Raw genomic sequence first — 18,500 nt, forward strand, 5'->3', positions numbered from 1 at the left:
TGACTTTTCACGCTAGATTGATTAAATTTTCGCGCCTTTTATAAAGGGGTGCCATGCGCCCCGTGCTGCCAATTCCAAACTCCCTGGAGTACCGACCATGAAGCGCACTTTTCAACCGAGCCGCCTGAAGCGCGCTCGTACCCACGGCTTTCGTGCGCGTAGCGCCACCCGTAACGGCCGCAAGGTCCTTGCTGCCCGTCGCGCCAAGGGCCGCGCGCGTCTCGCGCTCTGAACCCCGAGCGCTCCGCCGGTCGCGCCGAGCAAGCCTTTCCGCGCGAGCGAAGGCTGACGTGCGCCACGCAGTATCGACACGTCTTCAGCGATCCCGTCCGCGCTGGACAGCAGGGCTTCGTCGTCCTGTTCCGTCCCAACGGGAGCGGGCGTGCGCGACTCGGGCTGGCAATCTCTAAGAAGTGCGCGCGACGCGCGGTTGACCGCAACCGGCTCAAGCGTCTCGTCCGCGAAAGCTTCCGGAACCACCATCGCACCCTCCCCGGGGTGGATGTCGTGGTCATGTGCGCGCGTGGTGCACCGACGCTGCCCAATCGGCGACTGTTCGACCATCTCGAGCGTGCCTGGGCAACCATCAGGAAGAAACAACCATGCGCCGAATCCTGACCGGTCTGATTCGCGTGTACCAGTACGTCCTGAGTCCCCTTCTCGGACCGCGTTGTCGCTTCTATCCGACCTGTTCCCATTACGCCATCGAGGCCATCGAGTGCCACGGCCCGGTCTACGGCAGCTATCTCGCCGTACGCCGTGTGCTGCGTTGTCACCCCTGGCACCCCGGCGGCGTCGATCCCGTTCCCCCAGCAAGGCAGACATCGACTCATGGATAATGTGCGCCTGATCCTGTTTCTCGCCCTCGCCGCGGTCTCGTTCCTGATCTACGAGGCCTGGATGCAAGACTACGGGCGGCCACAGTCGCCGCAGGTCGCAATGACCGAGTCGGCAGGCGCGCTCCCCGGAGAGGCCGGTTCGGCGCCGGCGGACGTGCCCAGTGTCGCCGTCACCCCGGATGCCGCCACCCCCGGAGTCATGGGCGCCGAGATGCGCGCCGCCGGCGCCGCGCCCGTGGTCGTCGAGACCGACGTGCTGCGTCTCGAGATCTCGCCCCAGGGCGGATCCATCTCCAGCGCCTGGTTGCTTGACTATGCGGTGGTGCCCGAGCGCCCCGAGGACAAGTTCCGGCTGATGAAGCCGGTGCCGCCGAACATGTTCATCGCCCAGTCGGGGCTGCTCGGCCAGCAGGCCGGCACGCTGCCGACCCACGAGGCGCAATTCACCGCCGAGCAGTCCGAGTACCGTCTCGAGGACGGCCAGGACCAGCTCCAGGTGGTGCTGCGCTGGCAGGGCGAGAACGGCGTCGCCGTCGAGCGTGTCTACACCTTCGAGCGTGGCAGCTATGTCATCGACACCGCGCAGCGGGTGACCAACACCACCGATGCGGCGCTGGTGGCGCGTGAGTACAACCAGCTCCAGCGTACCGACTTCTACGATCCCAACGAGCCGAGCTTCGTCCACACCTTCACCGGCGGCGTCTATTACAGCCCCGAAGAGAAGTACAAGAAGGTGTCCTTCGACGACATGCGCGACGACAAGCTCGATCGCAGCGTGACCGATGGCTGGATCGCGATGATCCAGCACTACTTCATGGCCGCGTGGATCCCGCCGCGTCAGGTCCAGGAGACCTTCTATACCAAGGTCGTCGGTGACTCGCGCTACATCATCGGCAAGTACTCGCCGGCGGTGACCATCCCCGCCGGCGCCACCCACAGCTTCGACAATCGGCTGTTCGTCGGTCCCAAGCTGCAGGACGACCTCGCCGCCATCGCCCCCGGGCTCGAGCTGGCAGTCGACTACGGCTGGCTGACGGTGATCGCGCAGCCGATCTTCTGGGTGCTGGAGAAGATCCACGCGCTGGTCGGCAACTGGGGCTGGGCGATCATCGTGCTCACCATCCTGATCAAGCTGGCCTTCTTCAAGCTCTCCGAGACCAGCTATCGCTCGATGGCCAACATGCGCAAGCTCACCCCGCGCCTGCAGGCCATCAAGGATCGCTACGGCGACGACAAGCAGCGCCTCAACCAGGCGATGATGGAGCTCTACAAGACCGAGAAGATCAACCCGCTCGGCGGCTGTCTGCCGATCCTGGTGCAGATCCCGGTGTTCATCTCGCTCTACTGGGTGCTGCTCGAGAGCGTCGAGATGCGTCACGCACCCTTCATCCTCTGGCTCGACAACCTCTCGGCGCCCGATCCCTACTACGTCCTGCCGTTGATCATGGGCGTGTCGATGTTCGTGCAGCAGAAGCTCAACCCGCCGCCGCCGGACCCGATGCAGGCCAAGATCATGATGGCGCTGCCGTTCGTCTTCACCGTGTTCTTCGCCTTCTTCCCGGCGGGTCTGGTGCTCTACTGGACGGTCAACAACATCATCTCGATCGCCCAGCAGTGGCACATCACCCGTCAGATCGAGCAGGGTGCTGGCACGGCCAAGCAGAAGCGCTAGCCCGATGAGTGCCGACACCATCGCCGCCGTCGCCACCCCGCCCGGCGTCGGGGGTGTCGGCATCGTCCGGGTCAGCGGCGCGGGCGTCGCCGCGATCGCCCGCGCCCTGCTCGGCGCCCTGCCCGCCCCCCGTCAGGCCCATTTCGGCGTCTTCCGCGACGCCGCGGGCGGCTTCATCGACGCCGGCATCGCGCTGCGCTTCGTCGCCCCGGCCTCCTTCACCGGCGAGGACGTGCTCGAACTCCAGGGGCACGGCGGTCCGGTGGTGATGGATCTGCTGCTGCAGCGCTGTCTCGAACTCGGCGCCCGCCCCGCGCGTCCCGGCGAGTTCACCGAACGCGCCTTCCTCAACGGCAAGCTCGATCTCGCCCAAGCCGAGGCCGTCGCCGATCTCATCGAGAGCGCCTCCGCGCTCGCCGCCCGGCTTGCCGGCAACAGCCTGCAGGGCGCCTTCTCGCGGCGGATCGAGGCACTAGTCGAGCGGCTGGTGCGGCTGCGTACCTATCTCGAGGCCACGCTCGACTTCAGCGAGGAGGAGATCGATCCCGGCGACGCGTCGCGGATCGCCGCCGATCTCGCCGAGCTGATCGCCATGACCCGCACGGTGCTCGGCGAGGCGCACCAGGGCTGCCGTATCCGCGAGGGGCTCTCGGTGGTCATCGCCGGCGCCCCCAACGCCGGCAAGTCGAGCCTGCTCAACGCCCTCTCCGGGGCCGATACCGCGATCGTCACCGACATCCCCGGCACCACCCGCGACCTGTTGCACAGCGACATCCAGATCGACGGTCTGCCGCTGCGCATCATCGACACCGCCGGCATCCGCAACAGCGACGACCCGGTCGAGCGCGAGGGGGTGCGCCGTGCCCGCGAGCAGCTCGGGCGCGCCGATTTGGTGCTGTGGGTCTACGACGCCACCCAGGGACCCGACACCGAGACCGCCGCAAGCCTTCCCGAGGGGGTGCGCGTCACCCGGTTGCGCAACAAGATCGACCTGACCGGCGCCGAGCCGGGCATCGACGAGGCTGAGGACGCCACCGAGATCGCGCTGTCGCTGCGCGAGGGGCGCGGGCTCGAGTTGCTGCGCGAACATCTCAAGGCGGTCGCCGGGGTCGGTGCCCGTCCCGAGGGGGCCTTCACCGCCCGTCGTCGCCATCTCGACGCCTTGCGCCAGGGCCTTGCCGCACTGGAGTCGGCGGCCCGCGCCCAGGCCGCGGGCGTCGGCGCCGAGCTGGTCGCCGAGGAACTCCACCTCGCCCAGCGCGCGCTCGGCGAGATCACCGGCCGCTTCACCTCTGAAGACCTGCTCGGGCGCATCTTCTCCAGCTTCTGTATCGGCAAGTAGGGTTCAGTCGCCAGCCGCCAGCCGCCAGTCGCCAGCAGGCGGAAGGCGGAAGGCGCCGCCGTCGTCGAGGACGCACACCCACTGGCCGCTGATGGCTGATAGCTGGTGCCTGGCCGCCTGAACCTCGAAGCGGCCGAGTTTCAATCGCGCGACTCTGGGTTATCGTGTCGCCCATGGTTTTCCTGCGGAGTCACGGATGCGTCCGACCCCTGTCCTGTCCTGGTTGTTCGTCGGCTGGACGCTGATCGCTCTGGTGGCGCTCTGGTGGCCGGGTGCCGGCCCCCTGTGGTGGGGGTATGGCGGGCTGCTCGCGGTGATCGTGCTGGGCGATGTGCTGGCGCTGTGGCGGACGCCGGTGCCGCAGGTCGAGCGGACGCTGCCGGGGACCCTGTCGCAGGGCGAGTGGTGCACGGTGGCGCTGCTGGTGCGCTCGCCGGCGCGGCGGCGGTTACGGCTGCTGGTGCATGACCAGCACCCGGCCGCCTTCGAGGTCGCCGGGCTGCCCGCCAGTCTGCTGCTGTCGCCGTTGGGTGAGGCGCGTCTGGACTATCGGCTGCGACCCGGGAGGCGGGGCGATTTCGTCTTCACCGGGGTCGATCTGGCGCTCTACTCGTCGCTCGCGCTGTGGCGCCGTCGTCGCCGGCTCGTCTTGTCGGAGCGGGTGCGGGTGGTGCCGGCACTCGCCGCGCTGCGTCGCGGGATCGCCTTGGCGGCGCAGGACGCGCGACTCGGCGCCGGGGTGCACCCGCACCAGCGACGCGGCAGCGACGGCGACTTCCATCAGCTGCGCGACTATCGTGCCGGCGATCTGCTGCGCCAGATCGACTGGAAGGCGAGCGCTCGCGCGCAGCGCCCGATCTCGCGCGAGTACCGTGAGTCGCGCGATCAGCAACTGGTGTTCCTGCTCGATTGCGGTCGGCACATGCGCCATCTCGGGGACGGGCTCGGTCATCTCGATGCGGCGCTCGCCGCGCTGTTGCTGGTGTCGGGGCTGGCGGTGCGCCAGGGCGATGCGGTGGGGCTGATGAGCTATGGCGGGACGAGTCGCTGGTGTCCCCCGCGCCAGGGGCAGCCGGCGCTGCGCCGCTTGCTCGATGACTGCTACGACCTGCAGCCGACGCTGGAGGCCGCCGACCCACTGCTCGCCGCCGCCACGCTGCAACAACGGCTGCGTCGCCGTGCCCTGGTGGTGTTGATCACCTGCGGGCGCGACGAGGATCAAGAAGGACTGGAGCAGGCGGCACGACTGCTCGGTCGCGACCATCTGTTGCTGCTCGCCGATCTGCGCGAGCGCTCGCTGGACGGGGCGTTGAACCAGCCGTTGCGCGACCTGTCGGATGCACTGCGCTTCCATGCCCTGCGCGACTGGCGCGAGCGGCGCCGGGTGCGCTGCGCGCGGCTGCGTCGGCGCGGGGTCCTGGTGCTCGACCTGCTCCCGGGGCAGCTGCCGGCGGCGCTCGCCGACCGCTATTTGGCCATCAAGCGGGCCGGTATGCTGTAATTCCGGATCGGCCGTGAGGCTTGGCCGGTGAACCCTCTGTCAGGAATCGACCCCATGCGTAAACTGCTCGGCGCGCTCGCGTTGCTCGTCGTCTCGGTCCAGGTGCGGGCCGGGATCCCCGCCACCCCGGTGATGACCCTCTATGCCTTCAATGGCCCTGTCGAGGTGCCCTATTACAGCGCCGAGCGCTTTCGCCCGGGCGACCCCGGGGCGCCGATCGGCACCCTCGCCCAGGGCACCTCGCTGATCCCCTGTCTGGTGATCCGCGACGGGGCACCGCTCACCGATGCCTCGGGCACGCCCTATGTCGGGTTCGAGGTGGTGGTCGATCCCCGTCGTGCCGGTCCCGAGGCGCGCGCGCGCTTCCTCGCGGCGATCGAGCGACGCAAGGGGCTGGAGGTGGAGAACCACCACTGTGAGGCCGGGGTGCGCGGGGTGATCGATGTCCGTCAGCTCTATGCCATGGAGAAGGCGCCCTTCTTCACCCCGCCGCCCGATGGTCGACCGGGTGCGGTGTCCCCGGCCGCGTCGAGTCAGCTCGATCGCATCGTCCGCGACTTCCATGCCTCGTCCGAGTGCGCCCGCGCCAATGCCCGGCTGAGCGGACGGCGCGGCGCCCTGGAGCGGGCCTGGGAGGATTATCTGGCCAGGCGTCGCGGCGAGCTGCCGCTGACCACCCTGGCGCGCGCCAAGCACCTCGACTACACCCTGCGCACCGCGCTGTTCGAGGGCCATCATGCGCGCGGCTGCAACGCCTATGGCGCCTGTGAGCGCAACATCGTCGCGCTGACCATCCGTAATCGCGCCGTCGGCCAGTGCCCGCGACACATCGGTTGTACCTTCCCCGGCGATTTCCAGGGGGTCGCCTCCAAGGTCTCGCAGTACAACATCTGGGACGAGTTCCTCACCCAGATCTCCGGCCTGACCGCCTGCTATCTGCGCCCGGACCTGGCCGACGAGCCGCGCTTCGCCAAGCTGCAGGCGATGTACGCGCAGAGCGTCGGCGACGTCGAACGCATCCTCTATGGTGACGACGACGACCTGCGCGCGGTCTTCCCCGGCACCGATCTGGCCAAGCTCAAGCGGGTGCGTCACTACTATCACGCCCCGGCGATGGGCAAGTGCTTTCCCGAGCACCCACGTGTCGAGTACATGTCCGGCGCGATCGCCCGCAGCGGAGAGGATTTCGCGCTGATCGCCAACACCCGCATCGAGGTCGGCGAGACGGTCGGCACCGGTTATCGCTTCAAGCAGTTTCGTTTCGACGAGTTGGAGACGCGCGATCGCACCTGGGTCGAGGACCGCTATCCCGGCTTCGTCGTCGACGGGCGCAAGGTCAGCCTGCGTGCCCCGAGCGACTGTCGCCCCTATGGCATCCCCGCCGGTTGTCGGCTTGACGACAGCATCGGGCGCTATCGCAAGATTCCGCACTGGGCCGATGCCGGCGAGCCGCTCGAGATCCGCTGTCGGGTGATCGATCGTGGGAGTGACTGTGATCGCGACGGAGACGGCGTCATCGCTCGGGTCGGCGGGGCCTGCGATCGCGAGATGCGACCGGTGAGCGGGGTGCGTTGAGGGTTAAGGCGCGATTTTTGCCTTATGAGTGATCAGGCGGCTGGCCGCTCCCGTCCGCCTGCGTCGCGGCGGGCCACTGTCCATGATTGCGGTGCGATCATGGCGGCGGGAGCGGTCGTGGCCCGGGTTGAACGATCACCAGAGGTAGAGGGCCTTGAGCGAGACGACGCACACCAACGACAGATATGTGAGTTTCGTCGATATCGACTGTGAGTCGCGGGTCGACGGCTGCATCGAGCGCATCCGCGCCTGTATCGAGCACAACACCAACCCATCACCGCTGCACGACTATGTCGCGACCAAGCTCGCCGAGACCGAGGCGCGCGGTCAGGATGGGTTGTATCTGATCGGCAGTCAGGTCAACGTGTTGCGCGAACTGTTCGAGCATCATCACGACGATGCCGGGTTGCACCTGCTCGAGTGTATCGAGCTCGAGTGCTGCTGAGGCGGTTCAGCGCGCCCAGCGCGGCTCCAGGTCGAACACCCGGGCGAGGGTGTCGACCAGCCGGCCGGCGACATCGGTCACCCCGATCCCGGCGACGAACTCCGAGAGCTGGGTCATCGCCAGCCCGGTGTAGCCGCAGGGATTGATCCGGTCGAAGGGTTCGAGCTCCATGGCGACGTTGAGCGCCAGCCCGTGGTAGCTACGTGCATTGCGCACCCTCAGCCCGAGCGAGGCGATCTTGGCGCCCGCGACATAGACCCCGGGGGCGTTGTCGCGGCGTTCGGCATCCACGCCGTAGTCGCGCAACAGCTCGATCACCGTCTGCTCGAGCATGTTGACCAGCCGCTTGACGCCGATCCCGGCGCGTCTCAGATCGAACAGCAGATAGGCGACCAGCTGGCCGGGGCCGTGATAGGTGACCTGACCGCCGCGATCGACCTGTAGCACCGGAATGTCGCCGGTGGCGAGCAGGTGCTCGCGGCGTCCGGCCTGACCGAGGGTGAACACCGGCGGGTGCTCGAGCAGCCACAGCTCGTCGAGCGAGTCCTCGTCGCGGGCGTCGGTGAAGCGACGCATCGCCTCCAGGGTCGCGGCATAGTCCTGCAGCCCCGGCAGACGGCGGATCAGCAGCGTCTGCTGTCGCGCTCCCTCCCCCGCCTCGCTCACAGTGCCCAGACCACGCGCTCGTGCGCGGTCAGCTCGGCATAGATGGCGTCGAGCTGCGCCTTGCTGTGCGCCTCGATGGTGACCGTCACCGCCAGCCACTTGCCGCCGTTGCTGGGGCGGGCGCTGATCGCCGTGGCCTCGACGCCGGGGGCATGACGCTCGACGATGTCGACGACCAGCGTCTGGAAGTCGTCGCTGGCGCGGCCCATCGCCTTGATCGGGAAACGGCAGGGGAATTCGAGCAGGGTTTCTTCAGAATCGGACATGACCGTTGCGTACCTGTGACTTGTAGTCCTGATAGAGGGCGTCCATGCGTCGCCAGAGTGGTCCCGGTCGGCCGTCGCCGACCGGCTGGTCGTCGAGCCGGGTGACCGGCACCAGCTCGCGCGTCGAGCTGCCGAGCCAGATCTCGTCGGCGGTGCGCAGCCGGGCGTCCTCGATCGGTTGTTCGGAGAAGGCGATCTCACCGCTCTCGGCGAGTCGCAGCGCCAGCTCGCGGGTGATCCCGGCGAGCAGACGGTGATCGCAGGGCGGGGTCAGCAGCCGCTGACCCTGGACCACGAAGACGTTGGCCGCGGCGGCCTCGGTGACCCGTCCGTCGCGCAGCATGATGGTCTCGTCGGCACCGGCCGCGCTCGCCTCCTGGCGCATCAGCACCGCCCCGAGCAGCGAGGTCGACTTGATGTCGCAGCGCTGCCAGCGGATGTCGGGCCGGGTGATGCAGCGGATGCCGTCGCGGGCGATCGCCGGGTCGCGTGGGGCGAGCGGCGTGCTCATCGCCAAGACCGTCGGCCTGACCCCCGTCGGGAAGCGGTGATCGCGGGTCGGCGCCGCCCCGCGGGTGATCTGCAGATAAAGGCTCTGATCCGGGGCCGGTGGCTCGCCGACCAGTCGGCGCGCCACCCGTTGCCAACCCTCGGGTCCGAGCGGGTCATCGAGCCCGATCGCCGCGAGACTGCGCCCGAGCCGCGCCAGGTGCTGGTCGAGACGGAGGAAGTGACCGCCGTAGCTGGGCACGACCTCGTAGACGCCGTCGCCGAACAGGAAGCCGCGATCGAGCACGGAGACCTGCGCCGCCTCGGGCGGCAGGAAACGACCGTTGAGATAGAGCTCGTTCATGCGCTCGCTCCGCCGGCTCGGACCGGCATCAGAACATGCGCAGCAGATGGTCCTTCGCCTTGCGCACCAAGCCCCCCTCGGGCACCGCCTCGAGCGCGACCAGGGGGACCCGCGTCAGTTCGCGCCCGGCGTTGTCGACCACCAGATCGCCGATCCGGGCGCCGACGGCGATCGGGGCGGTGAGCTCGGCGGTGCGCTCGATACGGGCACTGAGTTGACCATAGTCGCCGCGCGGGATGGTCGCAAACACATCCGTCGCCGGGCCCACCGACAGCACCTCCTGCTCCCCGTACCACACCCGCAGGTGCTCGACCGGCTGACCGGCCGGATAGAGACGGTGGCTCTCGTAGAAGCGGAAGCCGTAGTTGAGCAGCGCCAGGCTGGAGGTGGCGCGGGCATTGGGGCTGGGCGCGCCCATCAGCACCGAGACCAGTCGCTGGTCGTCACGCTTGGCCGAACCGACCAGACAGTAACCGGCGGCGCGGGTGTAACCGGTCTTGACGCCATCGGCCGAGGGGTCGCGACGCAGCAACGGGTTGCGGTTGGGCTGGGTGATGTCGTTGTAGGTGAAGTCGCGGCTGCTGTACCAGGCGTAGTACTGCGGGAACTCGCGGATGATCGCCATGGTGACGCGGGCGATGTCGCGCGCGGTGGTGTAGAGATCGGGATCGGGCAGGCCGTTGGGGTTGGTGAAGTGACTGTTGGTCATCCCCAGCCGACGGGCATGGGCGTTCATCAGGTTGGCGAAGGCCTCGACGCTGCCGGCGACGTGCTCGGCGAGGGCGACGCTGGCATCGTTGCCCGACTGGATGATCATGCCCTTGAGCAGGTCCTCGACGCTGACCTGGGTGCCGACCTCGATGAACATCCGCGAGCCGCCGGTGCGCCACGCCTTCTCGCTGACCAGCACCTGATCGTCGAGACGGATGTTGCCCTCGGCGAGTTCGCGAAAGACCACGTAGCCGGTCATGATCTTGGTCAGGCTGGCCGGTTCCAGACGCTCGTCGGCATTGATGTCGGCGAGCACCTGGCCGGTGTTGAAGTCGATCAACAGATAGCCCTTGGCGTCGAGCTGCGGCGGTGCCGGGATCTGCGGTGCGGCGCTCGCCAGCACGGGGTACAGGCACAGCAGGACGATCAGGACGAGGGGCTGGATACGTGACTTCATGGGGTGTCCGGGTTCGGCGTGGGGGCGTGTCATCACGGGGTATTCTAACCTTGCTGTCGCTGTCTTGGGGATCGCCCGACCGTGACCCCGGTTGCTGGGATCGATGAGGATGGGGTGGTCGGGCACCGGCGGCGTGACGCCGCCGCCGGTTGGGCGGACCCGAGGGTCAGTTCTGCACCAGGCGGGTCTCGGCGATGCCGAGCCCTGCCAGGCGTTCGGTGAGGGCGCTGGCTTCGGTGCGCGAGGCCAGCGGGCCGATGCGGACCCGATAGAGCGCATTGTCGGCGCTACGGGTGTTCTCGACCAGGATCGGGTCGCCGAGTTCCGGACGCAGCCGGGAGCGCAGCCGCTCGGCGTTGCGCGGATCGCCGAAGGCGCCGACCTGGACATAGAGGCCACCGCTGCCGCCATCCGTGGTACGCGCGGCGGTCGTGACCGGCTTGGTCGTCGCCCTGGCGGGCTCGGACGCCGGGGGAGTGGTGTCGCGAGCACGCTGCGGTGCGTGCTCGCCGCCCGCCACCAGCGGGCCGGGATCGGCATCCGGTCGTCGTGGGTCGATGGCGCGGACCTCGACCATGGCGGTGCCCTTGCGCGCCATGCCGAGCTTGGTTGCGGCGGTATAGGACAGGTCGATGACGCGCGAGCCGTGGAAGGGACCGCGATCGTTGATCCGCACCACCACGCTGCGGCCGTTCTCGAGATTGGTCACCCGGGCATAGGTCGGCAGCGGCAGGGTCTTATGGGCTGCGGTCATGGCGTGCATGTCATAAGGCTCGCCCGAGCTGGTGCGGCGACCGTGGAAGTCCTTGCCGTACCAGGAGGCCAGGCCCCGCTCGACGTGTCCGCGGCTGCTTGCCTTGGTGTAGTAGCGCTTGCCGAAGACCTCGTAGGACTTGGGGTTGCCGTATCTGGATCTGGGTTCGACCTTGGGGACGGCGTCGGGGATGTCGGCGATCTCCGGCGGGACGTCGTCGAAGGCGTCGAGCTGGTGTTGACCCGGCTGGCTGGCACAGCCGCCGAGCGCGGCTGCACCGATCGCCAGTGCGATCAGCAGCCGACGGTGCGATGGACGAGCGGACGGTATGGACATGCGGATCCTCCCCTGCGACAGCGCCTGTTGATCGACCGCGATGCGGGACGCGCTCATGGCGGCGTCTCCCCGATCGCCTCGCTCAACTGGTGCACGGCCATGGCGTAGAGGTTGCTGTGGTTGTAGCGGGTGATGGCGTAGAAGTTGGCGAAGCTGATCCAGCAGCGCTCGCCTGCCGCGCCGCCATCCAGACACATCAGGTTGGCCGGCGTCTCCGGCGCGAGCCCGTTTGCGGCCATCGGGTCGATGCCGGCGGCGCGCAGCGCGCCGAGGGTGGTCGCGGGTGCGCGCGGCGCCTTGCGCACCACTGCCGGCATGGTCGCTGGCGGCTGCACCAGGGGGATCGCCACCGGGCCGCCTGCGCGCCAGCCGTGACGCGCGAGATAGTTGGCGACGCTACCGATGACATCGGCGCTGCTGCGCCACAGGTCGCGCCGCGCGTCGCCGTCGAAGTCGACGGCATAGGCGCGATAGCTCGAGGGGATGAACTGGGGCATGCCGAGCGCGCCGGCGTAGGAGCCGCGTACGACGCTCAGATCGATCCCCTCCTCGGCGCCGAGCAGGATCAGTTGCTCGAGCTCGCGACGGAAGAAGGCGGCGCGTCTGGGGTAGGAGAAGCCGAGCGTGGTCAGCGCGTCGAGCGCGCGATGACGACCGAGCACCTCGCCGTAGCGGGTCTCGATGCCGATGATGGCGACGATCACCGGTGCAGGGATGCCGTAACGCGCCTCGGCCCGCGCGAGCTGCTCGGCATGGGCGGCGTGGAAGGCGCGTCCGCCGGCGATGCGCTCGGGGGTGAGAAAGAGTGCGCGATAGCGGTGCCAGGGCTTGCCCTCGTAGGGCTGCTCCATGGCATCGATGATCTCCTGGCGATACTCGGCCCCGGCGATCAGGGCGGCGAGCCGCTCGGCATCGAGGTCATGGCGCGCGGCCATCTCGGTGACGAAGGTGGCTGCGGCATCCCAATAACTGTCGGGCGCGGCCTCGGCGGTGGCGAGCAGCAGCAGGGCGCTCAACAGGGTGATCAGGGTTCGCATCGGTGCTCGATCGGTCCTGAGTCTCGGTGCGGATCGACAGCAGCTCGATCCTGAAGGTGATGGTGTCGTGCACAAACGCCCGTCGCGCTGCACGCTTTCCTTGACACTCGACCTCCAGTATATGCGCAAAGCGCTTAAATCCGAACCCTTTTTCGATGTGTCTCGATACTCATGATCATCCCGAAGCCGATCATCAGGGTGACCATCGAGGTGCCGCCGTAGCTGATCAGCGGCAGCGGCACGCCGACCACCGGCAGCAGTCCGGTGACCATCCCGGTGTTCACGAAGACATAGACGAAGAACACCATGATCAGGCCGCCGGCGAGCAGCCGACCGTAGTTGTCCTGGGCGCGGCTGGCGATCACCAGCCCGCGCAGGATGATGAACAGATAGAGCGCGAGCAGCGCGAGGATGCCGGCGAAGCCGAACTCCTCGCCGATCACCGCGAAGATGAAGTCGGTGTTGCGCTCGGGCAGGAACTCCAGGTGCGACTGGGTGCCGTTGAGCCAGCCCTTGCCCGAGACCCCGCCGGAGCCGATGGCGATCTGCGACTGGATGATGTGATAGCCCGAACCGAGCGGGTCGGACTGCGGGTTGAGGAAGGTGAGCACGCGCTCGCGCTGGTAGTCGTGCATGCCGAACCACAGCAGTGGCGCGGCGGCGGCGGCGATGAGCGCGAGCGCGCCGATCATCCGCCAGCTCAGCCCGGCGATGAACAGCACCATCACCCCGGCGCTGGCCACCAGCAGCGAGGTGCCGAGATCGGGCTGTTTGGCGATCAGCACCACCGGGATCATGGTGATGAACGCCGCCAGCAGGATGCGGGTGCGCGAGGGCGGCAGCGGCCGGGCGGCGAGGATCCAGGCGACCGCCATGGGCACCGCGAGCTTGAGCAGCTCCGAGGGCTGGAAGCGCACGAAGCCGAGGTCGAGCCAGCGTTGCGCGCCCTTGCCGATCTCGCCGGCCACCAGCACCGCCACCAGCATGATGCAGCCGGCGACGAATAGCGAGGGCGACCAGTTGCGCAGTCGGTTCGGCGGGATCTGCGCCACCGCCAGCATCAGCGCGAAGGCGATGCCGAGTCGGATCAGCTGGCGCTCCACCGCCAGCGGGCTCTGGTCGCTGGCGCTGTAGAGCACCATCAGCCCGAAGCCGCACAGTCCGAGCAGCGCCACCAGCAGCGGCGCGTCGATGTGCAGTCGTCGCAGCGGACCGGGCAGCGGTTCGTCGACCCCACGGTCGAGCTGGGCGGCGCGGGTGTTAGTCGCCATCGGCGCGCTTCTCCTCTTCCTCCGGCGGCAGCGGCTCGCCGCCGAGATAGGCGTCGATCACCCGCCGCGCGATGGGCGCGGCGGTGGCGCTGCCGCTGCCGCCGTTCTCGACCACCACGGCGACGGCGATGCGCGGGTCCTCGACCGGGGCGAAGGCGACGAACAGCGCGTGGTCCTTGAGCCGCTCGGGCACGGTCTCGGCGTCGTAGCGTTCGCTCTGACCGATGGTGAAGACCTGCGCGGTGCCGGTCTTGCCGGCGATGTGGTAATCGGGCGAGCGGATCTTGCGCGCGGTGCCGTGGCGGTCCTCGATCACCGCCACCATGGAGTCGATCACGGTGTCCCAGTGCGCCGGGTTCTCGACCTGGATCTGGTGCTCGACGATCGGCAGGGGTTCCTCTGGGGTCGATCGCGAGGGCTCCGAGGCGCGACTGGCGCGCACCACCCGGGGGGCGATGAAATGACCGTGGTTGGCGAGGGTGGCGGTGGCGGCGGCCAGCTGTAGCGGGGTGGCCAGATAGGCCCCCTGACCGATGCCCATGATCACCGTCTCGCCGGGGAACCAGGGCTGGTTGCGGACCCGCTGCTTCCATTCGCGCGAGGGCAGCAGTCCGCCGAGTTCGCCGGCGAGATCGATCCCGGTGACGGCGCCGAAGCCGAATTCGGCCAGGCGCGCATGCAGCCGGTCGATACCGAGTTTGTGGGCGAGATCGTAGAAATAGACGTCGCAGGACTCGGCCATCGCCGCACGCAGATCGACATGGCCGTGACCGCCGCGGCGCCAGCAACGGAAGCGGTGCGAGTGTCCGGGGAGGGTGAAATAGCCGGGGCAATAGGCCTTGCTCTGCGCGGTCACCGTGCCCTCGATCAGCCCGGCGAGCCCGACGAACGGCTTGACCGTCGAGCCCGGCGGGTACTGGCCGCGGATGGCGCGGTTGAACAGCGGCTTGTCCGGCGAGTAGAGCAGCGCGTGATAGTCCTTCTGGCTGATCCCCTCGACGAACAGGTTGGGATCGAAGCTCGGCTGGCTGACCAGCGCCAGTACGCCACCGTTGCGCGGGTCGATGGCGACGATGGCCCCGCGGCGATCGCCGAGGATGTCGGTGGTGGCGCGCTGCAGGTTGATGTCGAGATAAAGGCTGAGATCGCGTCCGGGGAGCGGCGGCTGGCTCTCGAGGGTGCGCAGCACCCGGCCGCGGGCGTTGACCTCGACCTGCTGGTGACCGACCTCGCCGTGGAGCAGGTCCTCGTGGGCCTTCTCGATCCCGCCCTTGCCGATGAAGTGGGTGCCGGCATAGTTGCGCGCGTCGATGCGCTTGAGCTCGCGCTCGTTGATGCGCCCGACATAGCCGAGCACGTGCGCGGTATAGGGTCCGAGCGGGTAGGCGCGCACCAGCTCGGCACGTACGTCGACGCCGGGGAAGCGATGGCCGTTGACCGAGAAGCGGGCGACCTCCGCCGGGGTCAGGTTGAGCCGGATCGGTACCCCCTGGAAGCGCATCCGCTGGCGCTTGAGTCGGGCGAAGCGGGCGCGATCCTTGTCGTCGATCGGGATGATGCGGGAGAGCGCCTCGATGGTGGCGTCGAGATCGGTCACCTTCTCGATGGTGATCTCGAGCGAGAACGAGGGGTGGTTCTCGGCCAGCAGCACGCCGTTGGCGTCGTAGATCAGTCCGCGGGTCGGCGGGATCGGCTGGATCTTGACCCGGTTGTCCTGCGACAGCACCGAGAAATGATCGTGGCGTTCGACCTGCAGGTGCAGCAGCCGCACCACCAGCAGCGCCAGGGCCAGCATCACCAGCAGTGCGGCGATCGCCGAGCGGGTGGCGATGATCCGCTGTTCGCGCTTGCGATCCTGGAAGCCTGACTCGAGCATCGTCTCAGAGGGTTCCGGCGCGTCGCCCGAGGTCGCCGAGCAGCGCGCTCAGCCAGGGCCAGAAGATCAGTCCGAGGAAGGTCGGGGCCCAGTAGCTCAGCGCCGGCATCGGTTGTCCGGTGGCGCCGAGCACCCACAGGGTGAGCAGCCGTTCGGCGAGCAGCAGGACCCAGACGAACAGGGTCTGCTGCCACATCGGGAAGATGCGGATGCGCTGGTGCAGCTCGACGACCAGATAGGCGAGCAGCGACAGGGTGAGTGCGTGCTGACCGAGCAGGGTGCCGGAGATCACGTCGAGCGCCACCCCGCTGGCGAAGGCCGAGAAGACGCCGATCCGCTCGGGGGTGTGCAGACACCAGAACACCACCACCATCGCCACCCACTGCGGACGCAGCGCCTCGGCCGGCAGCGGCATCGGCAGGATGCTGAGAGAGAAGGCGACGAACAGGCTGAGGCCGATCAGCCAGCCGCCGCGTGGCCTGGTCTCGCTCATGGTCGGGGCGGGGCCTCCGCGCCCTGGGTGTCGGAGAGTGCCTGCTGTTGCAACACCGGGTCCATGGTCCAGACCAGCAACACCTCACGGCTGCGGTCGAGTGCGGCGGTGGGCTCGGCGAGCACGGTGATGAAGGGGTTGTCCGGGTCGTGGCGTACGGTCTTGATACGGGCGACCGGGTAGCCCGGCGGGAAGCGCTCGCCCATCCCCGAGGTCACCAGCAGGTCGCCGACGCGCACGTCGGCGTTCTTGGGGATGTGCAGCAACTGCAGCTCCTGGCTCAGGCCGGTGCCGGCGGCCACCGAGCGCAGACCGTTGCGATTGATCTCCACCGGCAGTGCGTGCTCGGCGTCGGTGATCAGCAACACGGTGGAGGTGAAGGGGTTGGTCTGGATGACCTGGCCCATCACCGCGTTGGCGTCGAGCACCGGCTGGCCGACGAACAGCCCCGAGCGCGAGCCCTTGTTGATCATCACCTGTTGCCGGTAGGGCGCGATGTCGAGCGACATGATCTCGGCGATCAACACCCGTTCGCCGACGCTGAACGAGGAGCCGAGCAGGTCGCGCAACCGCATGTTCTCAGCCTCCAGCGCCTCGAACTGCTGCAGCCTGGCCTTGAGGGTCAGGTTCTCGCGATGCAGCGCGGCGTTGCGCGCGCGCAGCTCGGCGGCGTTGGTGAGGCGCCCCTGGGTGTCACGCATCATGTGCGCCGGAAGGTCGACGACATAGTGCAGCGGATAGGCGACCAGCGAGAGCGCCGAGCGTACCGTACCGAGATGATCGTAGTGGTGGTCGGCGATGATCAGCCCGAGGGACAGAATCACCGCCACGATCATCCTGAGCAGTGGGGATGGGCCGCGGACGAACAGGGGTTTGATGGTCGGCTCCTCGGCAATGACTGGATTGGGGGAGAGCGCGTCTGCTGCGTCGCGCGGGGTGGTTCAAACCCCGTGGACAGGGCTCCGCCCCTGCTGTATCAGGGGCGGCGTGAGCGGGTCATTTTCCGATATTGTGCCGAGCGCGACCAGTCCGCTCGTGTCGGGGCGTTCCCGTAACGGCGGGGCTCACTCGACCGAGAACAGTCCGGTGGCGCGCTCGTCGATCAGCTCCAGTGCCTTGCCGCCGCCGCGCGCCACGCAGGTCAGCGGGTCGTCGGCCATCACCACCGGCAGTCCGGTCTCTTCCTCGATCAGCCGGTCGAAGCCGCGCAGCATCGAGCCGCCGCCGGTGAGCACGATGCCGCGCTCGGCGACATCGGCGCCGAGTTCCGGCGGGGTCTGCTCCAGGGCCATCTTGACCGCACCGACGATGCCCGAGATCGGCTCCTGCAGCGCCTCGAGGATCTCGTTGCTGTTGAGGGTGAAGCTGCGCGGCACGCCCTCGGCGAGATTGCGGCCCTTGACCTCCAGCTCCAGCATCTCGTTGCCGGGGTAGGCCGAGCCGATGTTGTGCTTGATGCGCTCGGCGGTGGTCTCGCCGATCAGGGTGCCGTAGTTGCGCCGGACATAGTTGACGATGGCGTCGTCGAAGGTGTCGCCGCCGATGCGCACCGAGGCGGAGTAGACGATGCCGTTGAGCGAGATCACCGCCACCTCCGAGGTGCCGCCGCCGATGTCGATGACCATGCAGCCGTGGGGCTCGTGCACCGGCAGCCCGGCGCCGATCGCCGCCGACATCGGCTCCTCGATCAGGAAGACCTCGCGCGCGCCGGCGCCGGCGGCCGACTCGCGGATTGCGCGCCGCTCCACCTGGGTCGAGCCGCAGGGCACGCAGATCAGCACCCGCGGGCTGGGACTGATCAGGCGCGACTCGTGCACCTTGTGGATGAAGTACTGCAGCATCTTCTCGGTGACGGTGAAGTCGGCGATCACGCCGTCTTTCATCGGCCGCACCGCGGTGATGCTCTGTGGGGTCCGTCCGAGCATCAGCTTCGCCTCCTCGCCCACTGCCGCGACCGACTTGCCGCCGGTGGCGCGGTCATGACGGATCGCGACCACCGAGGGCTCGTTGAGCACGATGCCTTGTCCGCGGGCAAAGATGAGGGTGTTGGCGGTCCCCAGGTCGATCGACAGATCGTTGGAGAATATCCCGCGAATGCGTCTGAATACCATCAGATACTTACCTTGGAGGAAGAGAGGAGCGCCGGGTCCCGCAGGCGTCCGGTATCGATGTCCGCTGAGGGAATCCTTGAAAAACAGGACGGCTAATCTAGCAATGCAATCAGGGATGGGCAAGGCAGCGGCGCCAGCGACCAGGGGATTGAACCGCGAAGGCACGAAAGGGAATAAGCCGCCAGCCGCCAGCGATCAGCCGCCAGTGGGTGCGGACCCGCGCCGCCTGTGGCCTCACGCCGACATCACACACCATGCACTTCGCGTGCAGGGAATAAGCCGCCAGCCGCCAGCG

20 protein-coding genes are annotated in these 18,500 nt (G+C 68.2%); 8 read left to right on the top strand and 12 right to left on the bottom strand.

Going from position 1 to position 18,500, the window contains the following annotated elements; genetic code table 11:
* Positions 1-97 precede the first annotated feature (97 nt).
* The 8 genes from rpmH to cowN all read left to right on the top strand — a co-directional run bounded on the left by rpmH (position 98) and on the right by cowN (position 7,374).
* Positions 98-232, top strand: a complete 135-nt coding sequence (gene rpmH / locus EBL85_RS03575) for a 50S ribosomal protein L34 (protein ID WP_005222248.1) — start codon at positions 98-100, stop codon at positions 230-232.
* Positions 229-618 (top strand): ribonuclease P protein component, encoded by a 390-nt coding sequence (gene rnpA, locus EBL85_RS03580; protein WP_123139096.1) that lies wholly within the window; start codon positions 229-231, stop codon positions 616-618. Before rpmH ends, rnpA begins: the two co-directional genes overlap by 4 nt.
* Positions 603-839 carry a membrane protein insertion efficiency factor YidD gene (gene yidD, locus EBL85_RS03585; RefSeq protein WP_005222249.1) on the top strand — a complete coding sequence of 79 codons (237 nt, stop codon included), beginning with the start codon at positions 603-605 and terminating at the stop codon, positions 837-839. Before rnpA ends, yidD begins: the two co-directional genes overlap by 16 nt.
* Positions 832-2,511 (top strand): membrane protein insertase YidC, encoded by a 1,680-nt coding sequence (gene yidC, locus EBL85_RS03590; RefSeq protein WP_123139095.1) that lies wholly within the window; start codon positions 832-834, stop codon positions 2,509-2,511. Before yidD ends, yidC begins: the two co-directional genes overlap by 8 nt.
* Before the next feature lie 4 nt (positions 2,512-2,515).
* Complete coding sequence (gene mnmE / locus EBL85_RS03595; protein ID WP_123142189.1) at positions 2,516-3,853, top strand: tRNA uridine-5-carboxymethylaminomethyl(34) synthesis GTPase MnmE; 1,338 nt, start codon at positions 2,516-2,518, stop codon at positions 3,851-3,853.
* Positions 3,854-4,049: 196 nt separating this feature from the next.
* On the top strand, positions 4,050-5,354 hold the full coding sequence (locus tag EBL85_RS03600; protein ID WP_123142190.1) for a DUF58 domain-containing protein: 1,305 nt from the start codon (positions 4,050-4,052) through the stop codon (positions 5,352-5,354).
* A gap of 54 nt (positions 5,355-5,408) precedes the next feature.
* Positions 5,409-6,929, top strand: a complete 1,521-nt coding sequence (locus EBL85_RS03605; RefSeq protein WP_123142191.1) for a hypothetical protein — start codon at positions 5,409-5,411, stop codon at positions 6,927-6,929.
* Positions 6,930-7,083: 154 nt separating this feature from the next.
* Positions 7,084-7,374: a N(2)-fixation sustaining protein CowN gene (gene cowN, locus EBL85_RS03610; protein ID WP_123139091.1), complete on the top strand. Its 291-nt coding sequence runs from the start codon at positions 7,084-7,086 to the stop codon at positions 7,372-7,374.
* Between the two features lie 6 nt (positions 7,375-7,380).
* On the opposite strand, the gene lipB is transcribed toward cowN, so the two are convergent.
* From lipB to EBL85_RS17385, 12 genes are all read right to left on the bottom strand, one after another.
* Positions 7,381-8,040: a lipoyl(octanoyl) transferase LipB gene (lipB, locus tag EBL85_RS03615; RefSeq protein ID WP_123139090.1), complete on the bottom strand. Its 660-nt coding sequence runs from the start codon at positions 8,038-8,040 to the stop codon at positions 7,381-7,383.
* Positions 8,037-8,306, bottom strand: coding sequence for a YbeD family protein (locus tag EBL85_RS03620; RefSeq protein WP_123139089.1), 270 nt, complete (start codon positions 8,304-8,306; stop codon positions 8,037-8,039). Before EBL85_RS03620 ends, lipB begins: the two co-directional genes overlap by 4 nt.
* Positions 8,293-9,159 (bottom strand): D-amino acid aminotransferase, encoded by an 867-nt coding sequence (locus EBL85_RS03625; protein ID WP_123142192.1) that lies wholly within the window; start codon positions 9,157-9,159, stop codon positions 8,293-8,295. Before EBL85_RS03625 ends, EBL85_RS03620 begins: the two co-directional genes overlap by 14 nt.
* Before the next feature lie 28 nt (positions 9,160-9,187).
* Positions 9,188-10,327 carry a D-alanyl-D-alanine carboxypeptidase family protein gene (locus EBL85_RS03630; protein ID WP_123142193.1) on the bottom strand — a complete coding sequence of 380 codons (1,140 nt, stop codon included), beginning with the start codon at positions 10,325-10,327 and terminating at the stop codon, positions 9,188-9,190.
* Positions 10,328-10,493: 166 nt separating this feature from the next.
* Positions 10,494-11,417 (bottom strand): septal ring lytic transglycosylase RlpA family protein, encoded by a 924-nt coding sequence (locus EBL85_RS03635; RefSeq protein ID WP_223806050.1) that lies wholly within the window; start codon positions 11,415-11,417, stop codon positions 10,494-10,496.
* A gap of 53 nt (positions 11,418-11,470) precedes the next feature.
* Positions 11,471-12,454: a lytic murein transglycosylase B gene (gene mltB, locus EBL85_RS03640; RefSeq protein ID WP_123142195.1), complete on the bottom strand. Its 984-nt coding sequence runs from the start codon at positions 12,452-12,454 to the stop codon at positions 11,471-11,473.
* A gap of 134 nt (positions 12,455-12,588) precedes the next feature.
* Entirely contained in the window at positions 12,589-13,725 is a 1,137-nt protein-coding gene (rodA, locus tag EBL85_RS03645) for a rod shape-determining protein RodA (RefSeq protein ID WP_123139084.1), read from the bottom strand.
* Entirely contained in the window at positions 13,715-15,601 is a 1,887-nt protein-coding gene (gene mrdA / locus EBL85_RS03650) for a penicillin-binding protein 2 (RefSeq protein WP_123142196.1), read from the bottom strand. The genes rodA and mrdA overlap by 11 nt, the downstream gene beginning before the upstream one ends.
* Before the next feature lie 4 nt (positions 15,602-15,605).
* A complete protein-coding gene (gene mreD / locus EBL85_RS03655) occupies positions 15,606-16,094 on the bottom strand; it encodes a rod shape-determining protein MreD (RefSeq protein WP_123139082.1) in 489 nt (162 codons plus the stop codon).
* A complete protein-coding gene (gene mreC / locus EBL85_RS03660; protein WP_243695628.1) occupies positions 16,091-16,918 on the bottom strand; it encodes a rod shape-determining protein MreC in 828 nt (275 codons plus the stop codon). Before mreC ends, mreD begins: the two co-directional genes overlap by 4 nt.
* Positions 16,919-17,158: 240 nt before the next feature.
* The gene (locus EBL85_RS03665) at positions 17,159-18,205 is read right to left on the bottom strand and encodes a rod shape-determining protein (protein ID WP_123139080.1); all 1,047 of its coding nucleotides are present in this window, start codon (positions 18,203-18,205) and stop codon (positions 17,159-17,161) included.
* 109 nt (positions 18,206-18,314) lie between these two features.
* Positions 18,315-18,500 (bottom strand): hypothetical protein (locus tag EBL85_RS17385; RefSeq protein WP_223806051.1); only part of this gene is annotated, 186 nt, incomplete at its 5' end.

Source organism: Marichromatium sp. AB32 (assembly GCF_003718675.1).
In the GTDB taxonomy this organism is placed as follows: domain Bacteria; phylum Pseudomonadota; class Gammaproteobacteria; order Chromatiales; family Chromatiaceae; genus Marichromatium; species Marichromatium gracile.